Origin of the sequence: Haloterrigena salina JCM 13891, from assembly GCF_000337495.1 — an archaeon.
GTDB lineage: Archaea > Halobacteriota > Halobacteria > Halobacteriales > Natrialbaceae > Haloterrigena > Haloterrigena salina.
Window position 1 is genome coordinate 1 of sequence record NZ_AOIS01000033.1, and the last position, 23813, is coordinate 23813.

At 65.9% G+C, this 23813-nt stretch carries 19 protein-coding genes and 1 pseudogene; 10 read left to right on the forward strand and 10 right to left on the reverse strand.

What is annotated here, in order from left to right; all coding sequences use genetic code 11:
* On the forward strand, positions 1 to 851 hold an 851-nt coding region (locus C477_RS09075), incomplete at its 5' end, for a lactate racemase domain-containing protein (protein WP_049914448.1).
* Positions 852 to 881: 30 nt separating this feature from the next.
* Here C477_RS09075 and C477_RS09080 read toward each other — a convergent pair.
* Positions 882 to 2807 carry an ATP-binding protein gene (locus C477_RS09080; RefSeq protein ID WP_008894175.1) on the reverse strand — a complete coding sequence of 642 codons (1926 nt, stop codon included), beginning with the start codon at positions 2805 to 2807 and terminating at the stop codon, positions 882 to 884.
* A 187-nt stretch (positions 2808 to 2994) separates the two neighbouring features.
* Positions 2995 to 3189: a hypothetical protein gene (locus tag C477_RS09085; RefSeq protein ID WP_008894176.1), complete on the reverse strand. Its 195-nt coding sequence runs from the start codon at positions 3187 to 3189 to the stop codon at positions 2995 to 2997.
* A 109-nt stretch (positions 3190 to 3298) separates the two neighbouring features.
* Here C477_RS09085 and C477_RS09090 point away from each other — a divergent pair, with 109 nt between their 5' ends.
* The gene (locus tag C477_RS09090; RefSeq protein ID WP_008894177.1) at positions 3299 to 4504 is read left to right on the forward strand and encodes an ion channel; all 1206 of its coding nucleotides are present in this window, start codon (positions 3299 to 3301) and stop codon (positions 4502 to 4504) included.
* On the opposite strand, the gene C477_RS09095 is transcribed toward C477_RS09090, so the two are convergent.
* From C477_RS09095 to C477_RS09105, 3 genes are all read right to left on the reverse strand, one after another.
* Positions 4468 to 5448 (reverse strand): AIR synthase family protein, encoded by a 981-nt coding sequence (locus C477_RS09095; RefSeq protein ID WP_049914449.1) that lies wholly within the window; start codon positions 5446 to 5448, stop codon positions 4468 to 4470. The genes C477_RS09090 and C477_RS09095 overlap by 37 nt on opposite strands.
* A gap of 228 nt (positions 5449 to 5676) precedes the next feature.
* Positions 5677 to 6963, reverse strand: a complete 1287-nt coding sequence (locus C477_RS09100; RefSeq protein ID WP_049914450.1) for an MFS transporter — start codon at positions 6961 to 6963, stop codon at positions 5677 to 5679.
* A 181-nt stretch (positions 6964 to 7144) separates the two neighbouring features.
* Complete coding sequence (locus C477_RS09105; protein WP_049914451.1) at positions 7145 to 8146, reverse strand: TIGR04024 family LLM class F420-dependent oxidoreductase; 1002 nt, start codon at positions 8144 to 8146, stop codon at positions 7145 to 7147.
* A 199-nt stretch (positions 8147 to 8345) separates the two neighbouring features.
* Between C477_RS09105 and C477_RS09110 the strand changes: the two genes are divergently transcribed.
* Entirely contained in the window at positions 8346 to 9752 is a 1407-nt protein-coding gene (locus C477_RS09110) for an NCS2 family permease (RefSeq protein WP_008894181.1), read from the forward strand.
* Between the two features lie 50 nt (positions 9753 to 9802).
* Here C477_RS09110 and C477_RS09115 read toward each other — a convergent pair whose 3' ends face one another.
* Positions 9803 to 10579 (reverse strand): SDR family NAD(P)-dependent oxidoreductase, encoded by a 777-nt coding sequence (locus C477_RS09115; protein ID WP_008894182.1) that lies wholly within the window; start codon positions 10577 to 10579, stop codon positions 9803 to 9805.
* Positions 10580 to 10765: 186 nt separating this feature from the next.
* Between C477_RS09115 and C477_RS09120 the strand changes: the two genes are divergently transcribed.
* From C477_RS09120 to C477_RS09145, 6 genes are all read left to right on the forward strand, one after another.
* Positions 10766 to 12007, forward strand: a complete 1242-nt coding sequence (locus tag C477_RS09120; protein WP_008894183.1) for an alpha-hydroxy-acid oxidizing protein — start codon at positions 10766 to 10768, stop codon at positions 12005 to 12007.
* Positions 12004 to 12747 carry an HAD family hydrolase gene (locus tag C477_RS09125; RefSeq protein ID WP_008894184.1) on the forward strand — a complete coding sequence of 248 codons (744 nt, stop codon included), beginning with the start codon at positions 12004 to 12006 and terminating at the stop codon, positions 12745 to 12747. The genes C477_RS09120 and C477_RS09125 overlap by 4 nt, the downstream gene beginning before the upstream one ends.
* Before the next feature lie 228 nt (positions 12748 to 12975).
* The gene (locus tag C477_RS09130; protein ID WP_008894185.1) at positions 12976 to 14037 is read left to right on the forward strand and encodes a phosphotransferase family protein; all 1062 of its coding nucleotides are present in this window, start codon (positions 12976 to 12978) and stop codon (positions 14035 to 14037) included.
* Between the two features lie 499 nt (positions 14038 to 14536).
* Positions 14537 to 14848: a DUF5789 family protein gene (locus tag C477_RS09135; protein WP_008894186.1), complete on the forward strand. Its 312-nt coding sequence runs from the start codon at positions 14537 to 14539 to the stop codon at positions 14846 to 14848.
* Positions 14849 to 15052: 204 nt separating this feature from the next.
* Complete coding sequence (locus C477_RS09140) at positions 15053 to 17005, forward strand: 3-hydroxyacyl-CoA dehydrogenase/enoyl-CoA hydratase family protein (protein WP_049914452.1); 1953 nt, start codon at positions 15053 to 15055, stop codon at positions 17003 to 17005.
* A gap of 4 nt (positions 17006 to 17009) precedes the next feature.
* Positions 17010 to 17555: a PaaI family thioesterase gene (locus C477_RS09145; protein WP_008894188.1), complete on the forward strand. Its 546-nt coding sequence runs from the start codon at positions 17010 to 17012 to the stop codon at positions 17553 to 17555.
* An 85-nt stretch (positions 17556 to 17640) separates the two neighbouring features.
* On the opposite strand, the gene C477_RS09150 is transcribed toward C477_RS09145, so the two are convergent.
* The 4 genes and pseudogenes from C477_RS09150 to paaK all read right to left on the reverse strand — a co-directional run bounded on the left by C477_RS09150 (position 17641) and on the right by paaK (position 22025).
* Entirely contained in the window at positions 17641 to 18165 is a 525-nt protein-coding gene (locus tag C477_RS09150) for an Lrp/AsnC family transcriptional regulator (protein WP_008894189.1), read from the reverse strand.
* A 39-nt stretch (positions 18166 to 18204) separates the two neighbouring features.
* The gene (locus C477_RS09155; RefSeq protein WP_008894190.1) at positions 18205 to 19056 is read right to left on the reverse strand and encodes an alpha/beta fold hydrolase; all 852 of its coding nucleotides are present in this window, start codon (positions 19054 to 19056) and stop codon (positions 18205 to 18207) included.
* Positions 19057 to 19954: 898 nt separating this feature from the next.
* Positions 19955 to 20413 carry a MaoC family dehydratase gene (locus tag C477_RS09160; protein WP_008894191.1) on the reverse strand — a complete coding sequence of 153 codons (459 nt, stop codon included), beginning with the start codon at positions 20411 to 20413 and terminating at the stop codon, positions 19955 to 19957.
* A 240-nt stretch (positions 20414 to 20653) separates the two neighbouring features.
* Positions 20654 to 22025, reverse strand: a pseudogene (paaK, locus tag C477_RS09165) (phenylacetate--CoA ligase PaaK).
* 502 nt (positions 22026 to 22527) lie between these two features.
* On the opposite strand from paaK, the gene C477_RS09170 reads away from it, so the two are divergent.
* Positions 22528 to 23793, forward strand: a complete 1266-nt coding sequence (locus C477_RS09170; protein ID WP_193366258.1) for an ABC transporter substrate-binding protein — start codon at positions 22528 to 22530, stop codon at positions 23791 to 23793.
* Positions 23794 to 23813 lie beyond the last annotated feature (20 nt).

Here is a 23813-nt window from a genome sequence, read left to right on the forward strand (position 1 = left end):
CGGTGGTCGAGGTCGGCACGGTAAGTAAGGACGACGTCCCCGTCGAGATCGGCGAGCCGGTCGTCGAGGCCGACGCGGTGCTCTCGACGGGCGTCGTCGAACCCCACCAGTACGCGGGCTTCAGCGGCGGCGCGAAGACCGTCGTCATCGGGGCCGGCAGCGAGTCGATCATCCGCTACACGCACGGCCCCGAGATGCTCGCCCGCGAGGGCGTCCGACTGGGTCGCGTCGAGGACAACCCCTTCCGCGAGACGATCGACGCGGCCGGCGACCTCGCGGGACTGGACTTCTCGATCAACCTGAGCTACGGGCCGGCGGGCGTCCTCGGCGTCCGCGCCGGCGAGGGGCGGCGCGTCGTCCGCGAACTCGCCGCGATCGCCCGCGACGCCCTCTCGGTGCCGATCGACCGCGCACACGACGCCGTCGTCTGCGGCGTCGGCGCGCCGAAGGACGCGAACCTCTACCAGACGACCCGCGCCGCGACCTACGTCGCGCTCGGCGACCGAAATCCGCTCCGCGAGGGGGGCCGGCTCGTCGTCCCCGCCGCGCTCCCGGAGGGGGTCGGCGACGGAACCGGCGAGCAGCGGTTTCACCGACGGTTGAGCGGCGCGACCGATCCGGAATCGCTCTACGAGGAGATGCGCACGGGATACGAGCCCGGCGCCCAGCGGGCGTTCGTCGTCGCGCGGGTCCTCCGGAATCACGACCTCTACGTGACGAACAGCGACGCGCCCGAGGTCGTCGAGGAGTGTCTCATGCACGCCGCGGACGACGTCGCGGACGCCCTCGAGCCCGGCAGCGAGGTCCTCGTGATTCCGGACGCCCTGAACACGCTGCTCGTCGACGGCTGAGCGGGTTCGCGACCGGGTCGCTCGAGTCGCTTACGCCGACTCGTCGGCCGCGGGCAGCGTCACGGAGAACGTCGAGCCCTCGCCCGGCTCCGACTCGACCCAGATCTCGCCGTCGTGGCGCTCGACGATGCGTTCACAGAGCGCGAGGCCGATGCCGGTTCCGTCGTACTCCTCGCGGCTGTGCAGGCGCTGAAAGACGTCGAAGACGCGGTCCTGGTCGGCGGGGTCGATCCCGATCCCCTCGTCGGTGACCGAAATCTCCCACCGCCCCCTCTCGCGCCGCGTCGCTTCGACGTGGACCCGCGGCGGCTCGTCGCCGCTGTACTCGAGGGCGTTCGCCAGCAGGTTCTGGAACACCTGCCGCAGCTGGCTGGCGTCGCCCCGCACGCGGGGCAGCGACTCGGTCTCGACCTCGGCGTCGGTCTCCTCGAGCTGGAGCGAGAGGTCCTCGAGGACGTTCTCGAGCAGCCGATCGAGGTCGACCGGTTCGAACGGATCGCCCCGCGTTTCGACCCGGGAGTACTCCAGCAATCCGTCGATCATCCCGCGCATGCGCTCGGCGCCGTCGATCGCGTACGCGAGGAACTCCTCGCCGTCCTCGTCGAACGCGTCGCCGTACCTGCGTTCGATCAGTTGGAGGTAACTCGAGACCATCCGCAGGGGTTCCTGCAGGTCGTGGCTGGCGGCGTAGGCGAACTGCTCCAGGCGCTCGTTCGACGCCTCGAGTTCGCGTTCGCGCTCTCGGTGTTCGGTGATATCGCGGGCGATCGCGATCATGTACTCGCGATCCAGTTCGACGTGGGCGACGTTGACCTCCGCCGGGAAGGTCGTCCCGTCCTTCCGGACGTGCTCGCCGGTGATCGTCATCGAGTTCTCGGCCTTCACGTCCTCGACGTGGGAGCGCCAGTCCGCGATGTCGTCGAACACGCGATCCATGTCGGGCACCGTCAGCTCGAGCAGTTCCTCCCGGTCGTAGCCGAGCTGGCGACAGGCCGTCTCGTTGGCGTCGAGGAACCGTCCCGACTGCGGGTCGATTACCAGTACGCTATCAGTGGTGTGGTCGAGCAGCGTCCGGAACAGTTCGAGGTCCCGCTCGCGCTCCTTGCGCTCGGTGACGTCCCGGAAGTACACCGACAGCCCGGTCTCGGAGGGGTAGGCCCGAACCTCGAACCAGCTGTCGAGCGGTTCGGGGTAGTACTCCTCGAACGAGACGGTCTCCTGGTCGTACATCGCGCGCTCGTACTTCAGCTTGAACTGCTGGCCCATCGCCTCGGGGAACTCGTTCCACACTCGCTTTCCGACCAGCGTTCGCCCCTCGGGATTGATCAGTTCGTGGGCGCGCTCGTTGAGGTACGTGAAGTTCCACTCCTCGTCGAGGGCGAAGAAGGCGTCCGAGATGCGACCGTAGATCTCCTCGAGTTCCCGCCAGGTCCGTTCGTTCTCGAGGGCCGACGCGAGGACGTTCGCGACGCTCCGGAGGAAGGTGGCGTCGTGATCGGTGAACTCGCGGCGCTCGGTCGCGTACGCTCCCAGCACGCCCCACGGCCCGTCGACCGAGCCGACGATCACGCTGATGCCGCTGGCGACGCCGTGGTCGGCGAGCAACGCGGGCTCGGAGAGTCGCTCCTCGCTTTCGACGTCGTCGACGAGTATCGGCGCCTCGGTGCGGAGCGTGATCCCCGCCTGCGAGTTCGTATCCGCGGGCACCGTCGCCGACCCCACCAGCCCCTCGCGCCACCCGACGCCGTCGCGCAGGAAGAACTCGTCACCGTCGGGGAGTAACTCGAGCAGTTCCGCGTACTCGGTCTCGAGGACGTCCGAGACGACGACGACGGCCTCGTGCAGCAATCGATCGATATCGTCGGTCTCGAGGGCCCGTTGTCCGAGTTCCGCGACGGCCTCCTGTTGCCGAACCCGACGGCGGAGCTCCGCGTCGGCGTCGGGCGTCGAATCCATTACGGGACATATAGGGGGAAGGCGCGGGTAAAACCTTCTACCGTAGTTTCATCTGGGATAGGGGTTACGGGTCGTCGACCCGCGCCCGACGGAGCCCGGCGGAACGCGAGACGGCGTCCGGCCCGCCGTCGAGTCGCCGATCGAGTACCTCGGCAAAACCGAGTTCGAACCGCAGCGGCGACCCTTCCTACGCCGACGAGTAGTCGGCCTTCCCCTCGTCCTCGCTCATCCGGACCCAGTACACGCGGGTGTAGGGGAGGTGGATGTAGCCGTCCTCGAGTTTGAGCCGGAGGCCCTGAACCTTGCCCGAATCGGTGATGTTGCCGGCGTCGACCGTTTCCTCGGCGGTTCCGTCCGGTCCCTCGTACGCGATTGTCGCCATGATCGTGGAAACGTAGCCGTGCCAATAAGCCGCATGCAAGCGAATTCGCGCTCGTGACGGCGCCCCCGAGCGCCCCGGGATTTACCGCTGTCGGCGGTGTGGGACCGGTATGTTCGAGACGTTTCGCCCGCCTCGAGCGGACCGTCGGATCACGATCCGGCTCGTCGTCGCGATCGCGCTCGCGTCGATCGCTACCGGCGTTGCCGCCATTCTCACCCAGCCGGCCGTCGAGGCCGATGGCTCGCTCGGGCAGCTCCAGTCGGTAGCGGAGTTCAGCGGGACCGTCGTCGGCTTCGCCCTCCTCGCTGCCGCGTGGGGAATGCGCCGCGGCTATCGGCTCGCGTACGCTGCGGCCGCGGTCCTCGTGGCCCTCGCCGCGGCCCACGGCGTCGTCCAGTTCCGGGCGCTGGCCGTCCCGCTGGTCGTCCTCTCGACCGGCGGACTCCTCGCTCTCGCGGCGACGAGCCGGCGGTTCACGCGGTCGGTCGTGCTCGACGCGACGCAGGTCGGCGCGGTGTTGGCGATCGTCGGCGTGTTCTGTTACGGGACCGCCGGCGCATACGCGCTCAGGGCCCAGTTCGACGGCGTCGAGACCGTCGTCGACGCGGTCTACTTCACCGCCGTGACCGCCAGCACCGTCGGGTACGGGGACGTGCACGCGGCCACGGAGACGGCGCGGCTGTTCGCCGTTTCGCTGGTCGTGCTCGGACCCGCGACCCTCGCCGCCACCGCCGGCAGCCTGTTCGCACCGCTGCTCGAGACGCACTTCGAGCGGACCGGACGCCGGGCGGCCGCGCACCTCGAGCCGGAATCCGGAGTCGACGATTCCGGTAGCGGGGCCGGAAACGGAACCGCGCGACCGGCGCGGGTCGTCGCGCTCGGCTTCGACGCGACGCTCGCTCCCGTCGTCGAGGCGCTCGCGGAGCGCGCGTCGGTCGCGGTCGTGACCGACGAGGAGACGGCGCCGCGACTCCCCGAGGGCGCGGCCCCGATCGTCGGCGATCCGACCGCCGACCGGACGCTCGAGCGGGCGGGTCTCGAGGCATGTGACGCGGTGCTCGTCGTCGCCGCGGGGATCGACGCGGGCGAGACCGTCGCCGCGGCCCGGTCGTACACGGACGCTCGAATCGCCGTCGTCGAGGACCGGGAGTCGAGAACCGAAGCGGCCAGGGCCGGCGAGTCGCTCGAGCGGGCCGGGGCGGACGCCGTCGTCGATCCAGCGGCTGTGCTGGCCGACGCGACCGTCGACGCGCTCCTCGGGTCCGACGGGACCGACGCTCAGTCGTCCGCGTCGGCCCCTTCCCACAGGGGGTAGAGATCGTCCGCGATCGGCTCGGTGATCGCCTCGCCGTCGAGGACGAGCGCGGGGTCGCCCTCGCCGACCGTTCCGATCTCGCTCCCCTCGAGGCCGGCCGCCTCAAGCGCCGCGAGGCAGTCGTCGACCGCGTCGCCGGGAACGGTCGCGAGCAAGGCGCCGGAGCCGAAGATCCGCAGCGGGTCGACGCCGGCGGCCTCGCAGAGCCGGCGGGTCTCCTCGCGGACCGGAATCCTTTCGCGATCGACCGCAAGTCGAACGCCGGAGGCGCGGGCGATCTCGAGCAGGCCGGCCGCGACGCCGCCCTCGGTCGGGTCGTGCATCGCGGTCGCGTGCTCGCGGACCGCGCGGGCGTCGGGGGCGACGCTGATCTCCTCGAGAAATCCCTCGGAGCGCTCGCGGACGGCCTCGTCGACGTCGAGCCCGTCGCCGAAGTCGGTCGCGAGGATGGCCGTGCCCTCGAGCCCCGCGGCCTTCGTGATGATGACACTGTCGCCGGGTTCTGCGCCGCCGGTCGGGACGAACGAGTCGGCGGTTCCCATCGCGGTCAGCGACAGGAGGGGGCGCTCGAGTTGGTCGACGTACTCCGAGTGGCCGCCGACGATCGTCGCGCCGACGTCCCGGGCCGCGGCGTCGAGGTCGCCGGTGATCGCCTCGAGGTCCGTCTCTTCGTCGGGGAGCATGATGACGACGGTCAGCCACCGCGGGTCGGCGCCGGAGGCGGCGACGTCGTTGCAGGCGATCGGCACTGCGAGGGAGCCGACGCCCGCCGCGGCCAGCGAGATCGGGTCGGAGCTGACCACGAGCGTCTCGTCGCCGCCGAACGGGGCGATAGCGGCGGCGTCCTCCCCGTTGGCCGGCCCCTGGAGGACCGTCTCGTCGTCGGTTCCCGTCCGCTCGAAGACGTGCGCGAGCAGGTCGTCCGGACTCACCTTGCCGGGCATACCACGAACTCCGTCGATCCGAGGTTTGTAGCTGTCGACCGCGGCCGATGACCGCTGGTCGCACAGTTTCGACATGCAAAAACAGTCGTGAAACTCGCGTTCAGTATAGGTTAAGTAGGTAATGGAGAAGTGATCGGCCTCACTGATAGCTATCAAGAACACTGTGCTGAATACAGAGGATGTATTTTTCAGCAATTTCAGTCCCATTCTGAACATCGGCGGGCTGGATTACTCCATACCCGTCGCTTCAGTGTCAGGAGCGATCTCGCCAAATAACCACACTGCGCCACCGAAAACAAAGAAAAGGCCGCCGAGGGCCGCCACCGCCGTAGTTGCCGTTGTTGCATCGGCCATCATCCCAGCTCCAAGTGCCAGTGGCGTCCGGAGCGCCATGGAGAACATCGACACTGCAGAGAGCACCGTCGCCCGGCCAATCCCTTCGACGTGGTCGTTGATGTACCCATTTGTGATGGGCTGGACCAGCGGTGTCGCAGCCCGCATCGTTGCGAATGTAGGGAGCGCCAGCAGCCCAACCCATAGTGGCACCACAAGTGCGAATGCTGCCACTGCAGGCACGAGCAACACAGCCCGGTTGGTGCCAAAGAAATCTTCGACCGCGCCAGCGTAGTAGCCGCCCATCGCCGATATTGCGGAGAGAGAAGCGTACATCACACCCAGCCCTACTGCCAGTGCCGCCCCTGCCTCGCCCGAACGCGCCGCCGCGGTCGCGCCGCCCAAGGGTATTTCGACACCGAACCCGGCGGCATAGGGGGTGAGTGTCTCGAGCGCCATCGGTTGGACATAAGTATGCGCAACGCCCAGAATAGCGTAGAATAGTCCAACGTAGAGAACCATCGACCGCAGCGGCGGTTGAGCCAGATACTTTCGGATAATAGTGAGAGCGTCTCGCGGACCGAGGTGGTCAGCGTCAGAGTTTCCACGGTCAGCGTACTGGTGGTTTTTTGGGAGTAAAAACAGTGTTCCGAAGCCGAGACCATTAAACACAACTGCAGCAATGAAGGGATAGATGGGATCTAGCCCGTAGAGAATTCCTCCACCTACCATAGATACGGCGGCGGTCCACTTCTGTACCGCGTCGCCCCGTCCTCGGACATAGCTAAAGCGACTCGTATCGAGTCGTTCGTCGAGGGTGTCGTAGAGCCACGCGTCCATGCTTCCCGAGCGAAACGTAAGCGCTAGCGCCCACAGCGCATAAAGAAACGCATACCAGAGGAATCCCTCCGCGAGAATGAATCCAGCCAGCGAGGAGACGGTGAACGCCACGCTGAGCAGAAGGCTTGCCCGCCGGCCAAGCCGGTCACCGACGTACCCTGTTGGTATCTCACCACCGACCGATAGTAGCGAATAAAGCGCTGACAACACCCCAACCTGTGTGAACGTGAGAGTCTGTAGGAGAAACAGGGTGAAAATTGGCGTAATGAACCCGACAGATATAGTGGCGCGATAGAGGTAGTATCGGCGCACTAGTGCCTCGTCAGAGAACGGACTGAACATACTTAATATGTTTCTCATATATAAAATTATTTATTATCTCGAATTTTAGTATGATAGCAAGATGTCTACGAACCGAACACCGCCCGTTGATATCTAAATCTCCTTCGCAACCGCTCGTCGGTGACCGACCGCTCGGTGCGCATATATACTTACTGAACCCGCCACAGACTTGTGAATCGACTCAGGCGTCGGGCGCCATCGCGTCCATCGTCCGCCGAATCTCGTCCTCGTCGGCGCCCCGCGGGAAGCTGACCGCGATGGTGTCGATCCCGTCGACCGCCTCGTAGCGCTCGAGTTGCTCCCGGGCCGTCTCGGGGTCGCCGAAGGCACAGAGGTCCTCGAGGATGTTCTCGTCGACCAACTCCAGGGCCCGCTCGCGGTCGCCGTCCTGCCAGGCGTCGTGGACGTCGCCGGCCGCGTCGTAGCCCTGGCGCTCGAGGGCGTCCCGGTAGAAGGTGCCCATCCCGCCGACGTAGAAGGCGACGTGCTGGCGGGCGAGTTCGCACGCTCGCTCGGCGTCCTCGAGGGCACAGCAGGTGACGCCGGCGGTGACCTGCACCTCGTCGGAGTCGCGGTCGCCGAGATCGGCACCGCGCTCGATATCTTCGATGCGGTCTGCCATCCCCTCGGGGGTGAGCATGATCCCGTGCCAGCCGTCGGCGAACCGGCCGGCGAGTTCGACGGCCTTCGGGCCCATTCCGGTGACCTCGATCGGCGGCCGCGTCTCTGGCGGCTCGCAGCGCAGTCGGAAGCCCGAGAGCTGGAAGTCGTCGCCGTCGTAGTCGACCGTCTCGCCGGAGAGAACCTGTCGAACGATCTCGACCGTCTCGCGGGTGCGTCGGAGCGGGTTGCCGTACTCCATTCCGTGCCAGTTCTCGACGACGACGGGACCGCTCGGACCGAGACCGAGGCGGAACCGCCCGTCGGAGACCTCCTGCAGCGTCGCCGCCGTCTGGCCGAGCAGCGCCGGCGACCGGGAGTACGTGTTGAGGATGCTCGAGCCGATATCGATCTCCGCGGTGCGTTCGGCCATCGCCGTCAGGACGGTGACGCCGTCCCGACCCCACGTCTCGGGGAGCCACGCGCAGTCGTAGCCGCCCTCCTCCGCGCGTCGCGTGTAGTCGACGATCGAGTCGACGGTCGGCTGGGCCGCGACCGGCAGGTGAACGTCTCTGGTAGTCATCGTCATTCACAGACGGAACGCGACCTTTTGGGTGTATGGAAACCGGAGCCGACGGGCCGAGCGTTGTAACCGGAAGGCGACTGGCGAGACGCGGCGTTGCGTCGCCGCTCTGGCCGGCTGCTAGACGAGAACGCACCCCTCGGACGGTTCGATTCAGAGGGACTAAATGGCCGTCTCGGCTTCCCCGTAGGGGTAGCAAATGAAGATACGCGAATCGCTCGTCGCTCTTTTCGATCTCGACGATAGCGCTACGGATCTCCGAACGGAACTCCTCGCCGGGCTGACGACGTTCCTCACGATGTCGTACATCGTCGTCGTCAATCCGGCGATCCTCGCCGCGAGGGGCGAGAAGCCCGGTATCGACGTCGCGGGAGCCACGTACACCGAGACGGTGCAGATGCTGGCCGTCGTGACGATCCTCTCCGCGGCGGCGGCGACGCTCGTCATGGCCGTCTACGCGGACCGACCGTTCGCGCTCGCGCCCGGAATGGGCCTCAACGCCTTCTTCGCGTACACCGTCATCGGCGCGATGGGCGTCCCGTGGGAGACCGCGCTCGCGGCGATCGTCATCGAGGGAATCCTCTTTATGGGGCTCACGCTCGCCGGCGCTCGAGAGTACGTCATCCGGCTCTTTCCGGAGCCGGTCAAGTTCGCCGTCGGCGCGGCGCTGGGGCTGTTCCTCGCGTTCATCGGCTTACAGGAGATGAAGGTCGTCGTCGCCGACCAGACGACGCTGGTGCAACTCGGTTCGATCGGCGCCGATCCGGTCGCGCTCCTCTCGGTCTTCGGGCTCTTCCTCTCCTTCGGGCTGTACACCCGCGGCGTTCGCGGGTCGATCATCGTCGGCGTCCTCCTCACCGCCGTCGCCGGCTGGATCGCCGCGTCGGCCGGCGTGCAGAGCCCGCATCCCGGGACGCCGCTCGCTCCGTCGATCCCCTCGCCCCAGTACGACATCTCGCCGCTCGCCGGCGCGTTCGTCGACGGCCTTCGAAACGTCGAGGCGCTCTCCGTCTCGCTGGTGGTCCTCACGTTCTTCTTCGTCGACTTCCTCGAGACGGCGGGGACGCTCACGGGCGTGGCGCAGGTCGGCGGGCTGCTCGACGAGGACGGGAACCTTCCCGAGATGGAGAAGCCGCTCATGGCCGACGCGGTCGGGACCACCGTCGGCGGCGTGCTCGGGACCTCGACGGTCACGGCCTACGTCGAGTCCGCGGCCGGGATCGAGGAGGGCGGCCGGACGGGGCTGACCGCGCTCGTCGTCGCCGCGCTCTTCCTCGCGTCGCTCGCGATCGTCCCGCTGGCCGCGGCGATCCCGCTGTACGCGTCCCACATCGCGCTCGTCGTCGTCGCGGTCCTGATGCTCGGCAACGTCGCCGACGTGGACTGGCACGATCCGACTCACGCCGTCCCGGCGGGCGTGACGATCATCGCGATGCCGCTGACCCTCTCCATCGCGTACGGTATCGCGGCGGGGATCATCGCCTACCCCGTCATGAAACTCGCGGCGGGCGAACGCCGCGAGGTCTCGGTCGGTCAGTGGCTGCTCGCGCTCGCGTTCGTCGGGTACTTCGCCCTCCGGACGAGCGGGGCACTCACCGCGGTCTGAGGACCGCGCTCACCGGTAGCAAAAGCGGCAAAATCGGAAAACGGGACGGCTCAGACCTCGTGCTCTTCGCTGATCTGCGGGACGCCCTGGGCCGTGATCGTCTCGCCGACGATATACGACGAGGCCGGACTGGCGAGGAACTGGGTGAGGTCGGCGATCTCCTCGACGGTGCCGATGCGGCGGGCGACTTCCTCGCGGTCGATGTTGTCGGCGGAGACGCCCATCTGGCTCTCGACGCCCGGCGTGGCGACGAAGCCGGGGGCGATGCAGTTGACGCGGACGCCGTCGTCGGCCCACTCGTAGGACAGCGTCGTCGTCAGGTTGATGACGGCGGCCTTGGCGGCGCCGTAGGGGCTCATCAGCGGCGAGCCCCGCTGGCCGGCGACGCTGGCAAGATTGATCACGCAGCCGCCGCCGTCCTTGAGGTGCTCCGCGGCGGCGTGGGTGCAGTGGTAGGTACCGTTGACGTTGATGTCCATGATCGTCTCCCAGCCGTTCGGCGAGATGTCGTCGAAGTCGGCCATGAACGACGCGCCGGCGTTGTTGACCAGCACGTCCAGCCCGCCGAACTCCTCGACGGTCGCCTCGACCAGCGCCTCGACCGCGTCGCGGTCGGTCACGTCGCACTCGACGGCCAGCGCCTCGCCGGGCCGCTCGCTCTCGTTGATCTCCTCGGCGACGGGGTCGACGTTCTCCTGTTCGCGCGAACAGACGACGACGTCGACGCCGTCCGCGGCGAACCGCTCGGCGATACCCCGCCCGATGCCGCTCGAGGAGCCCGTAACGATGGCGACGTCGCCGTCGACGCTGAACTGCTCAGTGCTCATCCGCGACCACCCGTAACTCGTTGTTCGCTTCCATTGTTAGTTCCATCAGAGTATACGCAGAGTTTGTTAATAAAGTTGGGTATAGATACCGTACCGTTAAGTGAGTGGCAATCGGTGTCACGGATATACAGACAGCGGCGAGTCGGCTGCGGAGATCGACGGCGACGGCTCGCAGACCCCTCAGATATGACAGATGACGCCTCACGGAACGATCCGGCAGACGAGGTTCCGGACGACGTACCGCGGTACGGACCGAACCGACAGCAGGCGGTCTACAGCCAAGGGATGCTCGAGGACGACCCGCCCGAGTTCCCCGTTTCCTACGAAGACCTCGTAGAGCGCGCCCGCGAGGAACTGAGCGAGGAGGCGTTCGCCTACGTCGTCGGCGGCGCCGGCTCCGAGTCGACGGTCCGGGCGAACGATCGGGCCTTCGAGACGTGGCAGATCGTCCCCCGGATGCTGCGAGACGTCTCGGACCGGGACCTCTCGGTCGACCTCTTCGGAACCGAGTACCCCGCGCCCGTCCTGCTCGCGCCGATCGGCGTCCAGGAGATCCTCCACGAGGAGGCCGAACTCGCCGTCGCCCGCGCGGCCCGCGAGTTCGAGCTTCCGATGGTCCTGAGCTCCGTCTCCTCGCACACGTTCGAGGCCGTCGCGGACGAACTGGGCGACGGTCCCGGCTGGTTCCAGCTCTACTGGAGCGCCGACCGGGACGTCGCCGCGAGCTTCGTAGAGCGTGCCGAAGACGCGGGCTACGAGGCCGTCGTCGTCACCCTCGACACGCCGAAGATGGGGTGGCGCGAGCGCGACATCGAACTCGGCTATCTCCCCTTCCTCGAGACACAGGGCCTGCAGAACTACTTCGCGGATCCCGCGTTTCGGGACCGGCTCGAGGCCGATCCCGAGGACGACCCCGTCTCGGCGATCCGCTCCTGGAAGGAGTGTTTCGGCGACGCCTCGCTCACGTGGGACGATCTCGACTGGCTCGACGAACAGACCGACCTGCCGATCGTTCTCAAGGGCGTGCTCCACCCGGACGACGCCCGGGAGGCGGTCGATCGGGGCGTCGACGGCCTGATCGTCTCGAACCACGGCGGCCGGCAGGTCGACGGCGCGATTCCGGCCCTCGACGCGCTGCCGGACGTGGTCGACGCGGTCGACGACGCCACGGCGGCCGACGAGGAGTTCCCCGTCCTCTTCGATAGCGGCATCCGCCGCGGAAGCGACGTCTTCCAGGCGGTCGCGCTCGGCGCCGACGCGGTCCTGCTGGGCCGACCCTACGCGCTGGGGCTGGGCATCGGCGGCGAAGACGGCGTGCGTGCGGTTCTCGAGAACCTGCTGGCCGACCTCGACCTAACGGTCGGCCTCTCGGGCTGTGCGAGTATCGACGAGGTCGACCGCTCGAACCTCCGGAGGGCGGAGCGATGAGCGAGGGCGAAACCGGGATCGGCGACGCCGAAGGATCCGCTGGAGACCCCGACACATCGGCGGAGTGGGAGGCCGTCTTCTGGGACATCGGCGGCGTCATCCTCGAACTCGAGTCCGTGCAGGGCGCCCACGCGGCGTTCGTCGAGGGACTGGTCGACGAGCACGGCCTCGAGCTGAGCGTCGAGGAGGCCGTCGACACCTGGCGGACGGCCGTCGGCGACTACTTCCGCGAGCGCGACGGCACCGAGTTTCGCTCGGCTCGCGAGGGGTACGCGGCGGGCGTCGAGGCCCTCGTCGGCGAGGAACTGCCCCGCGAGACGTGGGTGCCCGACTTCGAGGCGCACGTCGAGTCGTCGATCGAACCGATTCCGGGCGCTCCGGAGACCATCGCGGCACTCGCCGACCGCGAGCTCCACGTCGGCGTCATCAGCGACGTCGACGACGAAGCGGGGAAGGAGATGCTCGAGGAGTTCGGCGTCCGGGAGCAGTTCGACTCGATCACGACCTCGGAGGAGGTCGGCCGGACCAAGCCCGATCCCGAAATCTTCGAGACGGCCCTCGAAAAGGCCGGCGTCGCCCCCGAGCGATCGCTGATGATCGGCGACCGGTACGACCACGACGTGAAGGGCGCCGACGAGATGGGTATGCACGGCGTCGCCTTCGGCGCCGAGGACGGCCCGGCCGTCTCCTACCGGATCGAATCGCCCGCGGAGGTGCTCGAGATCGTCGACGGGACGTAAAGCGGACCGGCTCAGCAGCGACCGTGAATTCGGAACCGCGACGGCGATCGAATCGATCCCGACCGTCGTACCCACGCGGGTTGATAACTCGCATTGTATGAACATTGTAAGAAAGAGTTTCCAGCGAAACTATTTTCGTAAAGGGGAGTCGCGTTAGTACTGTCCACAAATGTCGAGCGCGCATCGCGATCCGACGGAATTCGCCGTATCGGCTCCCCTCAGTACGCTATGAGCGACGAGTACTACGAGCGGCTGGTCGACAAGGGCGCGCTGGTCGCCTACCTCGAGGAGCACCTCGGCGAGGTCGACGACTACGAGATCGAGCGCCACCAGGAGGGCCACTCCAACGAGACCCTGTTCGTCACCTGGGGCGGCGAGGACCTGGTCATCCGGCGACCGCCGCCGGGCGAAACCGCCGACACCGCCCACGACGTCCTCCGGGAGCATCGGGTGACGGCGGCTCTGGCCGATACCGACGTTCCCGTCCCCGAGACGAAGGTGGCCTGCGACGACCACGACGTCATCGGCAGCGACTTCTACGTGATGGAGCGCCTCGAGGGCGACGTCCTCCGGGAGGACGAACCGAATCGGTTCGCCGACCCCGACCACCGCCGGCGGATCGGCGAGGAACTCGTCGACACGCTGGCGAAGATCCACCGACTGGACTACGCGGAAATCGGCCTCGGCGAGTTCGGCCGGCCCGCCGGGTACACCCAGCGGCAGGTCGATCGCTGGGGCAAACAGCTCTCGTGGGCGTTCGAGGTCACGGAAGACGAGCGCGAGGTGCCCGTCCTCTACGAGGTCGGCGACTGGCTCGAGGCCAACGTCCCCGAGGACCACCCGCACTCGCTGGTCCACGGCGATTACAAGCTGGACAACGTGATGTTTGCATCTGGCACACCGCCGGAGCTCAACGCCGTCTTCGACTGGGAGATGGCGACGCTGGGCGACCCGCGGGCCGATCTGGGCTGGATGCTCTCCTACTGGCGCGATCCGAAGGATCCCGCCCCCGAAATTCCGGAACTGGTCACGCGGTTTATGGAACGCGAGGGCTATCCCACTCGCGTCGAACTCGTCGACCGGTGGGAGGAACTCACCGGCCTCGAGTTCGAACACGAGCGGTTCTACCGGACGCTGGCGGTCTACAAACTGGCCGGCCTCGGCGAGATGTTCTTCCGCCGGCACCTCGAGGGCAACGCGGACAACCCGCTGTACCCGAAGATGGAGGACCGCGTGCCGGCGCTGGCCGCGCGCGCAAAGCGGATTCTCGAGGGCGACGAACCGCTGTAGTCGGGTCGGGACTCTGACGGCGGTTTCGCGTTTCGATGGGTGCGCCTCTCGTGCGCGATCAGTCCGGCGTTCGTCTGGAGAAGGTGTGAATAGGGAACGGAATTGGGAAACTAGCCCCGTTTGTCCCGGAGGGTCTGCGTTGAGTCAGCCGATCAGTAGAATTGCGAACGGACGGCGCTTCGATCGAAAGAAACGGTGCGTTGACTGAGAGAGTGGGTGAATCGAAGTGCCCTGCTGTCGTGGCAATAGTGAGTCGCCACACCCTCCCCAGCCGATTCGCTCGTTCACAAACTCACTCGCTCACCTCACACGAAGTTGTCGACCGCCCTCGCTATCACTCGGTCGGTCGACAGCGCGCGCCACAGCACGTCGGATGGTCGGGCCGAAGTGAGATGATGACTGACGAGACTGCGCAGAAAATGCGCTTCCGCGACCGCTCGGCCGCGTGTGTGCGACGGACGGCCACAGCGTTATCCCGCTCGCTGTCCTAGTCTGGAGGATGGCAGACGACAAGAAGGGCCGAAACAAGCAAGCCGACGACGAGGAGCGACGCCAGCGGGAGCGAGAACTTCAGGAAGCGCGCGAGCGCAACGACGAACCCGAACCGATCGACCCCGCGCTCGACGACGAACTCGAGAACCGCGAGTATCCGACGACGGCCGACGAACTCGTCGGCGCCCACGGCGACCGGGAGGTCGACACGCGGGACGGATCGAAACCCCTCGAGGACGTGTTCGCCCCGATCGAGGACGAATCGTACGATTCCGCCGACGCCGTCCGGGCTCGGATTCGGGAACTGACCGATCATTGAGCGGAAGATCGGTCGCCGGGCGGAGTGACCGCCGCGAGAGGACCGGTGGTCAGTCGCAGCCCGTAGGGATAAACTCGAGTAAACGTTACCGAAGTTCACCGAAAACCGGAATCGACGAACGCGCTGTACAACCGGAGGCAACGCACTTAACATTGCTAAGCAAGTGTCGGTGGTATTAAGATGATTCCGAGCGACACCACGACCATGTCACTCGACAGCATCGACCGCGTCGCCGTGCTGGGCGCGGGGAACATGGGACACGGAATCACCGAAGTGACCGCGATGGCCGGCTACGACGTCGCGATGCGGGACATCAAAGACGAGTTCGTCGAGGACGGCTACGAGTCCATCGAGTGGAGCCTGCGGAAACTCGAGGAGAAGGAGCTGATCGACGAATCCGCCGACGAGGTCCTCGAGCGGATCGACACGACGACGGATCTCGAGGCGGCCGTCGCCGACGCCGACCTCGTGATCGAGGCCGCGCCCGAGGAACTGGACCTGAAACACGACATCTTCAGCGACTTAGAGGAGTACACCAGCGAGGACACCCTGCTTGCGACGAACACCTCGAGTCTGCCGATCACGGACATCGCGGAGGCCGTCGACACGCCCGAACGCGTGCTCGGCCTGCACTTCTTTAACCCGCCGGTGAAGATGGACCTCGTGGAGGTCATCTACGGGCAGGACACCAGCGACGAGGCGGCCGAAGCGGGCTACGAGTGGGTCGAGTCGATCGGCAAGACGCCGATCTACGTCCGCAAGGACGTCCGCGGCTTCGTCGTCAACACCATCGTCGGCCCCTTCGGCGGCGAGCCCGCGTTCATGGTCTCCAACGGCGAGACCACGATCCGGGAGGCCGACGCCACGATGGCCCACGAGCGGGGCTACCCGATGGGCCCCTTCGAACTCGCCGACCTCACCGGGATCGACGTCGGCTACCACGTCCGCAAGGAGGGCGGCAGTCCGATCCCGCCGATCACCGAGGAGAAGGTCGAGGCCGAGGAGCTCGGCCAGAAGACCGGCAAGGGATTCTACGACTACGAGGACGGCGACGGCGCCGACTACGAGCCCGAAGACGCAGGCGACTTCGACTGGCTCCGCGTCGAGGCCCGGATGATCAACCGTGCCGCCTTCCTCGTCGGCGAGGACGTCGCCACGCCCGAGGAGGTCGACACCGGCGTCCAGCTCGGACTCGGCTTCCCCGAGGGCATCTGCCGCCGCGCGGACAAGATCGGCCTCGATACGGTCTTAGCGAAACTCGAGGAGCTGTACGAGGAGACGGGTTCCGACCGCTTCGAGCCCCACCCGTACCTCGAGGAACTCGTCGCGGAGGGGAAGACCGGCGAGGACGCCGGCGCGGGCTTCTACGACTACGGCGACGACGAACTCGGTCCCTACCACGACCTGAACTACGAGCTCGAGGACGCCGTCTTGCAGGTCGAACTCGACCGTCCCTCGCGGATGAACGCCCTCTCGGGAGACCTGCTCGCAGAGATCGACGACCTGTTCTCGTCGATCGACGCCGACGAGGTTCGGTGTGCGACCATCGAAGGCACGGGCGACCGCGCGTTCAGTGCCGGCGCCGACATCTCCGAATTCAGTGACGCCGAGCCGACGGACCTGATGGACGTCACGCCCGCGTTCGAGACGGTCAACGAGTTCCCCCGTCCCGTCCTCGCGAAGATCGACGGCTTCTGTCTCGGCGCCGGTCTCGAACTCGCCCTCGCCTGTGACCTGCGCGTCGCGACCGACCGCTCCTCCTTCGGCGCCCCCGAAATCACCCTCGGGCTAATCCCCGGCGGCGGCGGCACCCAACGGCTCCTCCGCGTGCTCGGTGAGACCCGCGCGAAGGAACTGGTCTTCCGCGGCAACCACATCGACGCCGACCGCGCCGAGGAGTGGGGACTGATCAACCGCTCGGTCGAACGCGACGACTTCGACGACACCGTCGCGGCGTTCGTCGACGACCTCCGTAACGGCCCGCCGATCGGCCTCGAGGTCGCCAAGAAGGTCATGAACGAAGGCCAGGACGCGAGCATGGCGGCCGCCCTCACGATGGAGAGCCAGGGCTTCGGCCTGCTGTCCAGCACCGACGACGTGCTCGAGGGCACGACGGCCTTCGCCGAGGACCGCGACCCCGAATTCGAGGGCGAGTAACGAGATGCAGGACCCGGAGGACCTGACGGACGCGGACGACGTCTCCGATGCGCCCGAGACGGGAGAGTCGACCGACACCGCCGATGTCCCCGATACGGACGATGCCACCGGCTGGCCCGAGTGGGGGTCGTTCGTCGACAACCACGGCTACCTCTCGTGGCTCGACGTCCGCGTCGAATCCCTCGAGGAGGGCCGCGCAGTCCTCGCTATCGACCACGACGAGGAGTTCGAGAACCCGGTCGGTTCGGACGGCTACGACCCGATCCACGGCGGTATCGTCGCCACGCTGATCGACACCGCCAGCGCGTTCGCGCTCCGGTCGACGTTCGACGACCCGGGCGGGGCTGGGCTGACGACGACCGACCTCAACGTCTCCTACCTCCGGCCGGCGACGGGCGATCTCCGGGCCGAGGCGGAGGTCGTTCGCGCGGGCAAGACGTCCGGCGTCACGCAGGTCTCGGTCACCGGCGCCGACGGCGAGGCGGCCGTCGGCCGGACGACCTACCGGCTGTTCCGAGCCGGCGGCGGCGAGAGCGCGGGCGGTCGCTAATCCGCAGCGGCCGTCGGTCGGCGCGGGACCCGCCACTCCCTGCTGACCGGCGTGGAATTGACGAAAGAGGGATCGAAACCGCGTTCTATTCGGTCTGGTCGCCGCGCAGATCCTCGTAGATCTGCGGATCAGTCCGGAACTTGAGCACGTTGTGGACCGAGGAGTTCCGGATGTTCGCGATGACGTCGCCGTGTTCCTTGTAGCAGTTGTGGATCCACTTCGAGATCTGCTCTGAGCTTCGGAACATCATGACGGTCTTCCACTGGTACTCCCCGTCGGAGAGGAAGTAAAACAGCGTATGCTTGCTGCCCTGAATGTACTCCATCGCGTCGCGCCAGCCGTCCTCGAAGTGTTCGGTGTTGAACTTGAACTCGAACAGCGCGAAGGTGTAGTACTCCTCGTTGGGGATGATCGCCTCTCTGAACACGCCCTCGTCGCGCATCCGTCGGATCGACTCGCTGACGGTGACGTGCGAGACGTCGATGTCGTACTCGGCCTTGAGCACGCTCGTCAGTTCCCGCGAGGAGAGCTGCGGGTCCTTCGAGAGCTCACAGAGGATGGCGATGTCGCGATCCTTGAAATCCCAGTTCGGTTGCTCGTCGTCAGTCATATAGTCGGTCCGTTTTATCCGCTACCGTTATGTGTCCATTCATTTCAGGAAGTCGATCAAATGATCGGTGTAGGCGTCAGGTCGGTCCTCGGGGACCCAGTGATAGGCGTCCGACAGCGGCGCGAGCGCGGCGTCGTCGAGCTCTTCGGCCAACCGTTCGGCGTAGTCGTAGGGCTGCATGACGTCGTCTTCGCCCCACAGCAACAGCGTCTCGGCCTCGATCGCGCCGTAGTCGATCTCGGCCGTGTGATTCGTGTTCGTCGCGACGGCGTCGCGAACCAGCGACAGGTGGCCCTCGTCGGTCAGCCACGGCGCCTTCATCCCCGCGACGAACTCGGGATCGGCCTCGCCGTAGGCGCCGTCGACGAACGCCGACTCGAGGCGGGCCTCCAGTTCCTCGCGTTCGAGATCGGCTGTCGACGGCAGTCCGAGCTCCGAGACGAACTCGACGGGCCAGGAGTCGTAACAGACGGCGTTCGAGAGCAAGAGTTGCTCGACGGCGTCCGGGTTGTGCGCGGCAAAGCGCAGGGCGACCCCGCCGCCGATATCGTGGGCGACGAGGACGACCCGGTCGACGTCGAGATCCTCGAGCAGTCCCTCGAGCATCACTTCCTGGGCGCGGATCGAGCGGTCGAAGCCGTCGTGCATCGCGGAGTTGCCGTAGCCGACCAGGTCCGGCGCGATCGTTCGGCGCTCTTCGGCGACCGCCGGAACGATATCGCGCCAGAGGAACGACCAGGTCGGGATTCCGTGGAGAAAGACGACTGGTGGTTCGTCGTCCGCATCACCCGTCTCTGGGCCGTCCTCGTGGTAGGCGACCTCGAGGTCGTGGCCGTCGACGGTGACGGTGGTCGTCGCCTGTCCGTCGCCCCAGGTCTCGTGGTCGACCATCTAGCCACCTCCGTCCGCGGTTGCGAGCGTCGACGCGGGCTGGCCGTCCGTGATCGTTCGTACCTCCGATCGTACCATACACCCGATTCGGTTTCCATTGTAAAGGTAGTTTGGGGCCCAGCTTCGGACCGCCGACCGGCGAACGTATGGGAATTACTGTGAATCGTGGCCAAAAGACCAATATTTTTATGGTAGGATGGAGAAGACATCGAAATACTGTTATATCCATCTGGGGGTCGAGTAATAGTCGAATTGAACTCGACGGAACGCTACTCGACAGCAACTCTCCACTCGTAAGAGCTAGGATCGGTATAACGGAGTTTCAGGCGAACTAATGCGGCGGATAAGGCAAACTGGACGGCGATAGAGAGACGGATCGCCGACTGCAATACAGTTACGGCCTCGAAGGCGCAACTACTACGATATCGGCATCTATGCCGCGTATACCGCCGGTATACGAGCACGCGATCGAAGTCCCTCATCGCGATCGCTGCTCGGTGTGTACGGCGAAGGTAGGTCGGTTCTCTCGAGTTCACTCCGGGCTAAATACCAGATAGGCAGCTATATTCGTTCTATGATACTTCCGCTGTCGGATGACCGCGCTCGCGTCGGAGTCGGGACGGTGGTCGCGTGCGGTTTCGGAGACGCGATCGGACGCCGGTAACGATGTAACGTCGGCGACGAATCACTGGAAAGCGAGCGCCGGACGGTCCGGGACCAGCCCTCGCGCGCTGCGGTCGGTAGCTATCGCTCTCGCATCGCCCGGTCGCCGCCGAGTATCAGGCCGAGGCGACGCCGACTGTGAGCGGGCAGTTCCGATGGCCGGATCGATACGGATGTGACTCCGACGAACGGGTCCGCACCGACGGCCTCCGTCGGCGACGCCGCGTTCTGCGCGCTATTCCTTCCGTTTGATGAGGAACTTCATGTCGCCCTGAAACACGACGGTGTCGTCCTGGTTCGTCATCTCGGTGTCGAGGACGACGATCCCGGCGTCGTCGTGTTCGACGTCTTTCTTCTCGCTGACCTCCATCTCGAGCGAGAGCGTGTCTCCGATGTAGACCGGGTTCGGGAGATCCATGTAGTTCATCCCGAGAAAAGCGTACGCCGTGCGCTCGACGATCCCGGTGCGGTAGACGAAGCCCGTCGCCTGGACGAACGTCATCGGCCCGTGGGCGATTCGGCCGTCGAAGGGACCGTCCTCCGCGTACTCCTTGTTCGTGTGCAGTTCGGTCCAGTCACCGGCCAGCGCCGAGTGCATGACGAAATCGGATTCCGTGACGGTCCGGCCGACGCTCTCGAACTCCTGACCGGGTTCGAAGTCCTCGAAGTGATGCGGCTCGTAGCTGTATGCCATACGTGACCATCCCTCTCGTGACACAAATAGTTTACCTCAGTGACGGGAATCGGAGGTGCGACCGAGAATCGATGCGAGTCCGGGTCGACGCTGCTCGAATCGACGGCTCCGCTGCCGGAGCGCCTGTACGCCGCGGAGATATCACTACAGTCGGTCGACGCTGTCAGCGTCGGGTCCGACACAGACCGGTCGACTTCCTCTCGCGTCCGATCGACAGTGCGACGCGGCGTCTCGCAGCGGCTATCGGTGGTCGTAGACGCGTTTCACTTTGCCGACCTTCGTGCGCTCGATACTGCCCGGTTCGACGACGTTCAGTTCGTCCGGCGTAAACGAGAGGACGTTCGACAGCCGAGTGAGGATTCGGTCTCGAAGCTCCCCGACGTCGCCGTCGAATCCGTCCTCCAGTTCGATCGTGAGCTCGAGGGTGTCGAGGTTCTCCTCGCGCTCGAGGTCGATGCGGTAGTAGGGCGCGACCGCCTCGAACTCGAGGACGACGGCTTCNCTCGAGGGTGTCGAGGTTCTCCTCGCGCTCGAGGTCGATGCGGTAGTAGGGCGCGACCGCCTCGAACTCGAGGACGACGGCTTCGATCTCGCTGGGATAGAGGTTGACGCCGCGCACGATGATGAGATCGTCGGCGCGGCCGGTGACGTTGTCCATTCGGACCATCGTGCGGCCGCACTCGCACTCCTCGGTCGTGAGCGTGGTGAGATCGCCGGTGCGGTAGCGCAGCACGGGCAGGGCCTCCTTCGTGAGCGTCGTCAACACGAGTTCGCCCTCCTCGCCCTCCGGAAGGGGTTCTCCCGTGTCCGGGTCGACCACCTCAGGGTAGAAGTGATCCTCCCAGACGTGCAATCCATCCTGGGCTTCGTGACACTCGTTGGAGACGCCGGGGCCGATGATCTCGGACAGTCCGTAGATGTCGATCCCCGTGACGTCGAGGCGCTCCTCGATCTCCTCGCGCATCGGGTCCGTACAGGGTTCCGCCCCGAAGATCACCGTCGACACCGGCAGTTCGCTCGGATCGACGCCCATCTCCGCGGCCGTCTCCGCGAGGTACAGCGAGTACGACGGCGTGCAGGTGAGGACGTCGCTCTCTAAGTCCTCCAACAGCTCCACCTGCCGCTGGGTCTGCCCGCCGCCGATCGGGATGACCGTCGCGTCGAGCTCTTCGATCCCGTAGTGGAGGCCGAGCCCTCCCGTGAACAGGCCGTAGCCGTAACCGTTCTGGACCGTCTCCCCCGGTTCGACGCCGGAGGCGGCGAGACACCGGGCGACGACTTCGCTCCACACGTCCAGATCGTCCTCGGTATAGGCGACGATCTTGGGCTTGCCCGTCGTGCCCGAGGAGGCGTGGATGCGTCGGACGTCGGCGTCGTCGACGGCGAAGAGGCCGTCGGGATACTCGTCGCGGAAGTCCTCTTTCGTCGTGAACGGGAGCGTCTGGATATCGTCGATCGTCCGTACGTCCTCCGGCGCGATCCCCGCGGCGTCGAGTTCCCGGCGGTAGTAGTCGACGTTCTCGTAGGCGTGGCGAACCGTTTCGCGGAGCCGTTCGTTTTGCAGCGCCCGGATCTCCGACCGAGGCGCTGTCTCTATCTGCTTATAACTCATCCTCACTCAACAATCCGGAGTCCCCCGATAAAAATCATGTGGTGAATACACATGCCACTGAGGGACAACGGAATTGACAGGACGGAGTCGATCGAGACCCACCTCGAGCGGCGAACGGTTCGGTCGCTCGAGTCCCTCGCGACGCCCGTCGGACCCACTGCGTATCGCCGTCAAACCGAACCGCGTCGCTACGGACGCCCCGGTCGCTCCGCGGGCGGCAACCGGACCGTCTCGACGATGGGTTCGTCGAACGATAGTCCATTCGTCGCTCGTTCCCGTTCCGATCGATCGTCTCGGGTCCCATCCGGCGGTAGACGTGGACAGCGCGTTCGTTCGCCGCATCGAGTCGTCCGAGCGGATACCCCGGTCGTCCGCTCTTCGGTTGCGACCGAGAACGGAACCGTCGAGCGTCGAGGATCGGCTCCGGACGACGGGGACGTCGCGTATAAAACCGCCATAAAACGGGGTCGATTTTTATAGGATGATGTAATCTACTGAAGGTATGGCTCGAGATAACAGTCCGCGTGGTCGGAGGCGTGATATTCTAAAAACAATTACCATTGGTGGTGCAATCGGGATCTCCGGATTGGCCGGCTGCGTCGGCGATCCGGACGAGTTGGGTGGGGGAGACGATGAGAACTTCGACACAGTCCAGTTCGGCGTTCTCGAGCCGAGGACGGGCGAGTTTAGCGCGCTCGCGAAGGAACACTATCAGGGAACCCGACTGGCGATCCAGCAGATCAACGACAGCGACGAGTTCGACTTCACGATCGAACACGAGGAGTACGACACGCAACTCGACCCGGCGACGGCGACCCAACAGGCCACGCAGGCGGTCCAATCCGACGGCGCGCAGTTCATCAGCGGCTGTATCTCGAGTTCGGCCGCGCTCGCGATCAACAGTTTCGCCGCCGACAACGAAGTCGTCTACACGCCCGGCGCGGCGGATATCTCGATCACCGGCGAGAACTGCAACGAGTACGTGTTTCGGTTCGAGACGAACACCGCACAGATCGCGGCGGTGATGTCCCAGTGGACCGCCGACGAACTCGGCGATCGGATCGTCTATCACATCGCGGACTACGCGTACGGCGAGTCGGTACTGAACGAGGTCGAGACGCGAATGGAGTCCAGTAGTGACTCCTACGAGCGGGTCGGCGTCACCCGGTCGGATCAGGGCTCGACGAACTTCGAGGCGTTCATCAGTCAGATCTCGGACGTCAGCGACGAGGCCGACGCGCTCGTCGTGGGGATGACCGGATCCGACCTCGCGATTTTCCTCTCGCAGGCCAGTTCGCGCGGCCTGCCGGACGAGATCCCCATCGTGACGACGACCGGCTCGTTTCGAGCCGTACGGGCGGGCGGCGGAGAGGGTGTGTACAACACCTACAGTGGCGTTCGATACGTTCCGGAGATCGAAACCGGAGACAACCAGGCGTTCGTCGAGGCCTACGAAAGCGAGTACGACGCCCCACCGGACAACTTCTCGCGCGTCGGCTACGAATCGATCCGCATGGTCGCCAACGGCATCCGCGAGGCAGGATCGCGCGATCCCACGACGGTCAGGGAGACGCTCTCGGGCATGGAACACGAGACGATCTTCGGCCCCAACCGGTTCCGGGAGTGCGACCAGCAGGCGATGAACCCGGTCTGGATGGGCGAGTGCGTCGAACCGGACTCCGGGGAGCTCGCCGACGTCGAACTCCTGACCCAACTCTCCGGCGAGGAGGCCGCACCCGACTGCGAGGAAACCGGCTGTGAACTGTAACTCGCTCATGGAAAACGCCG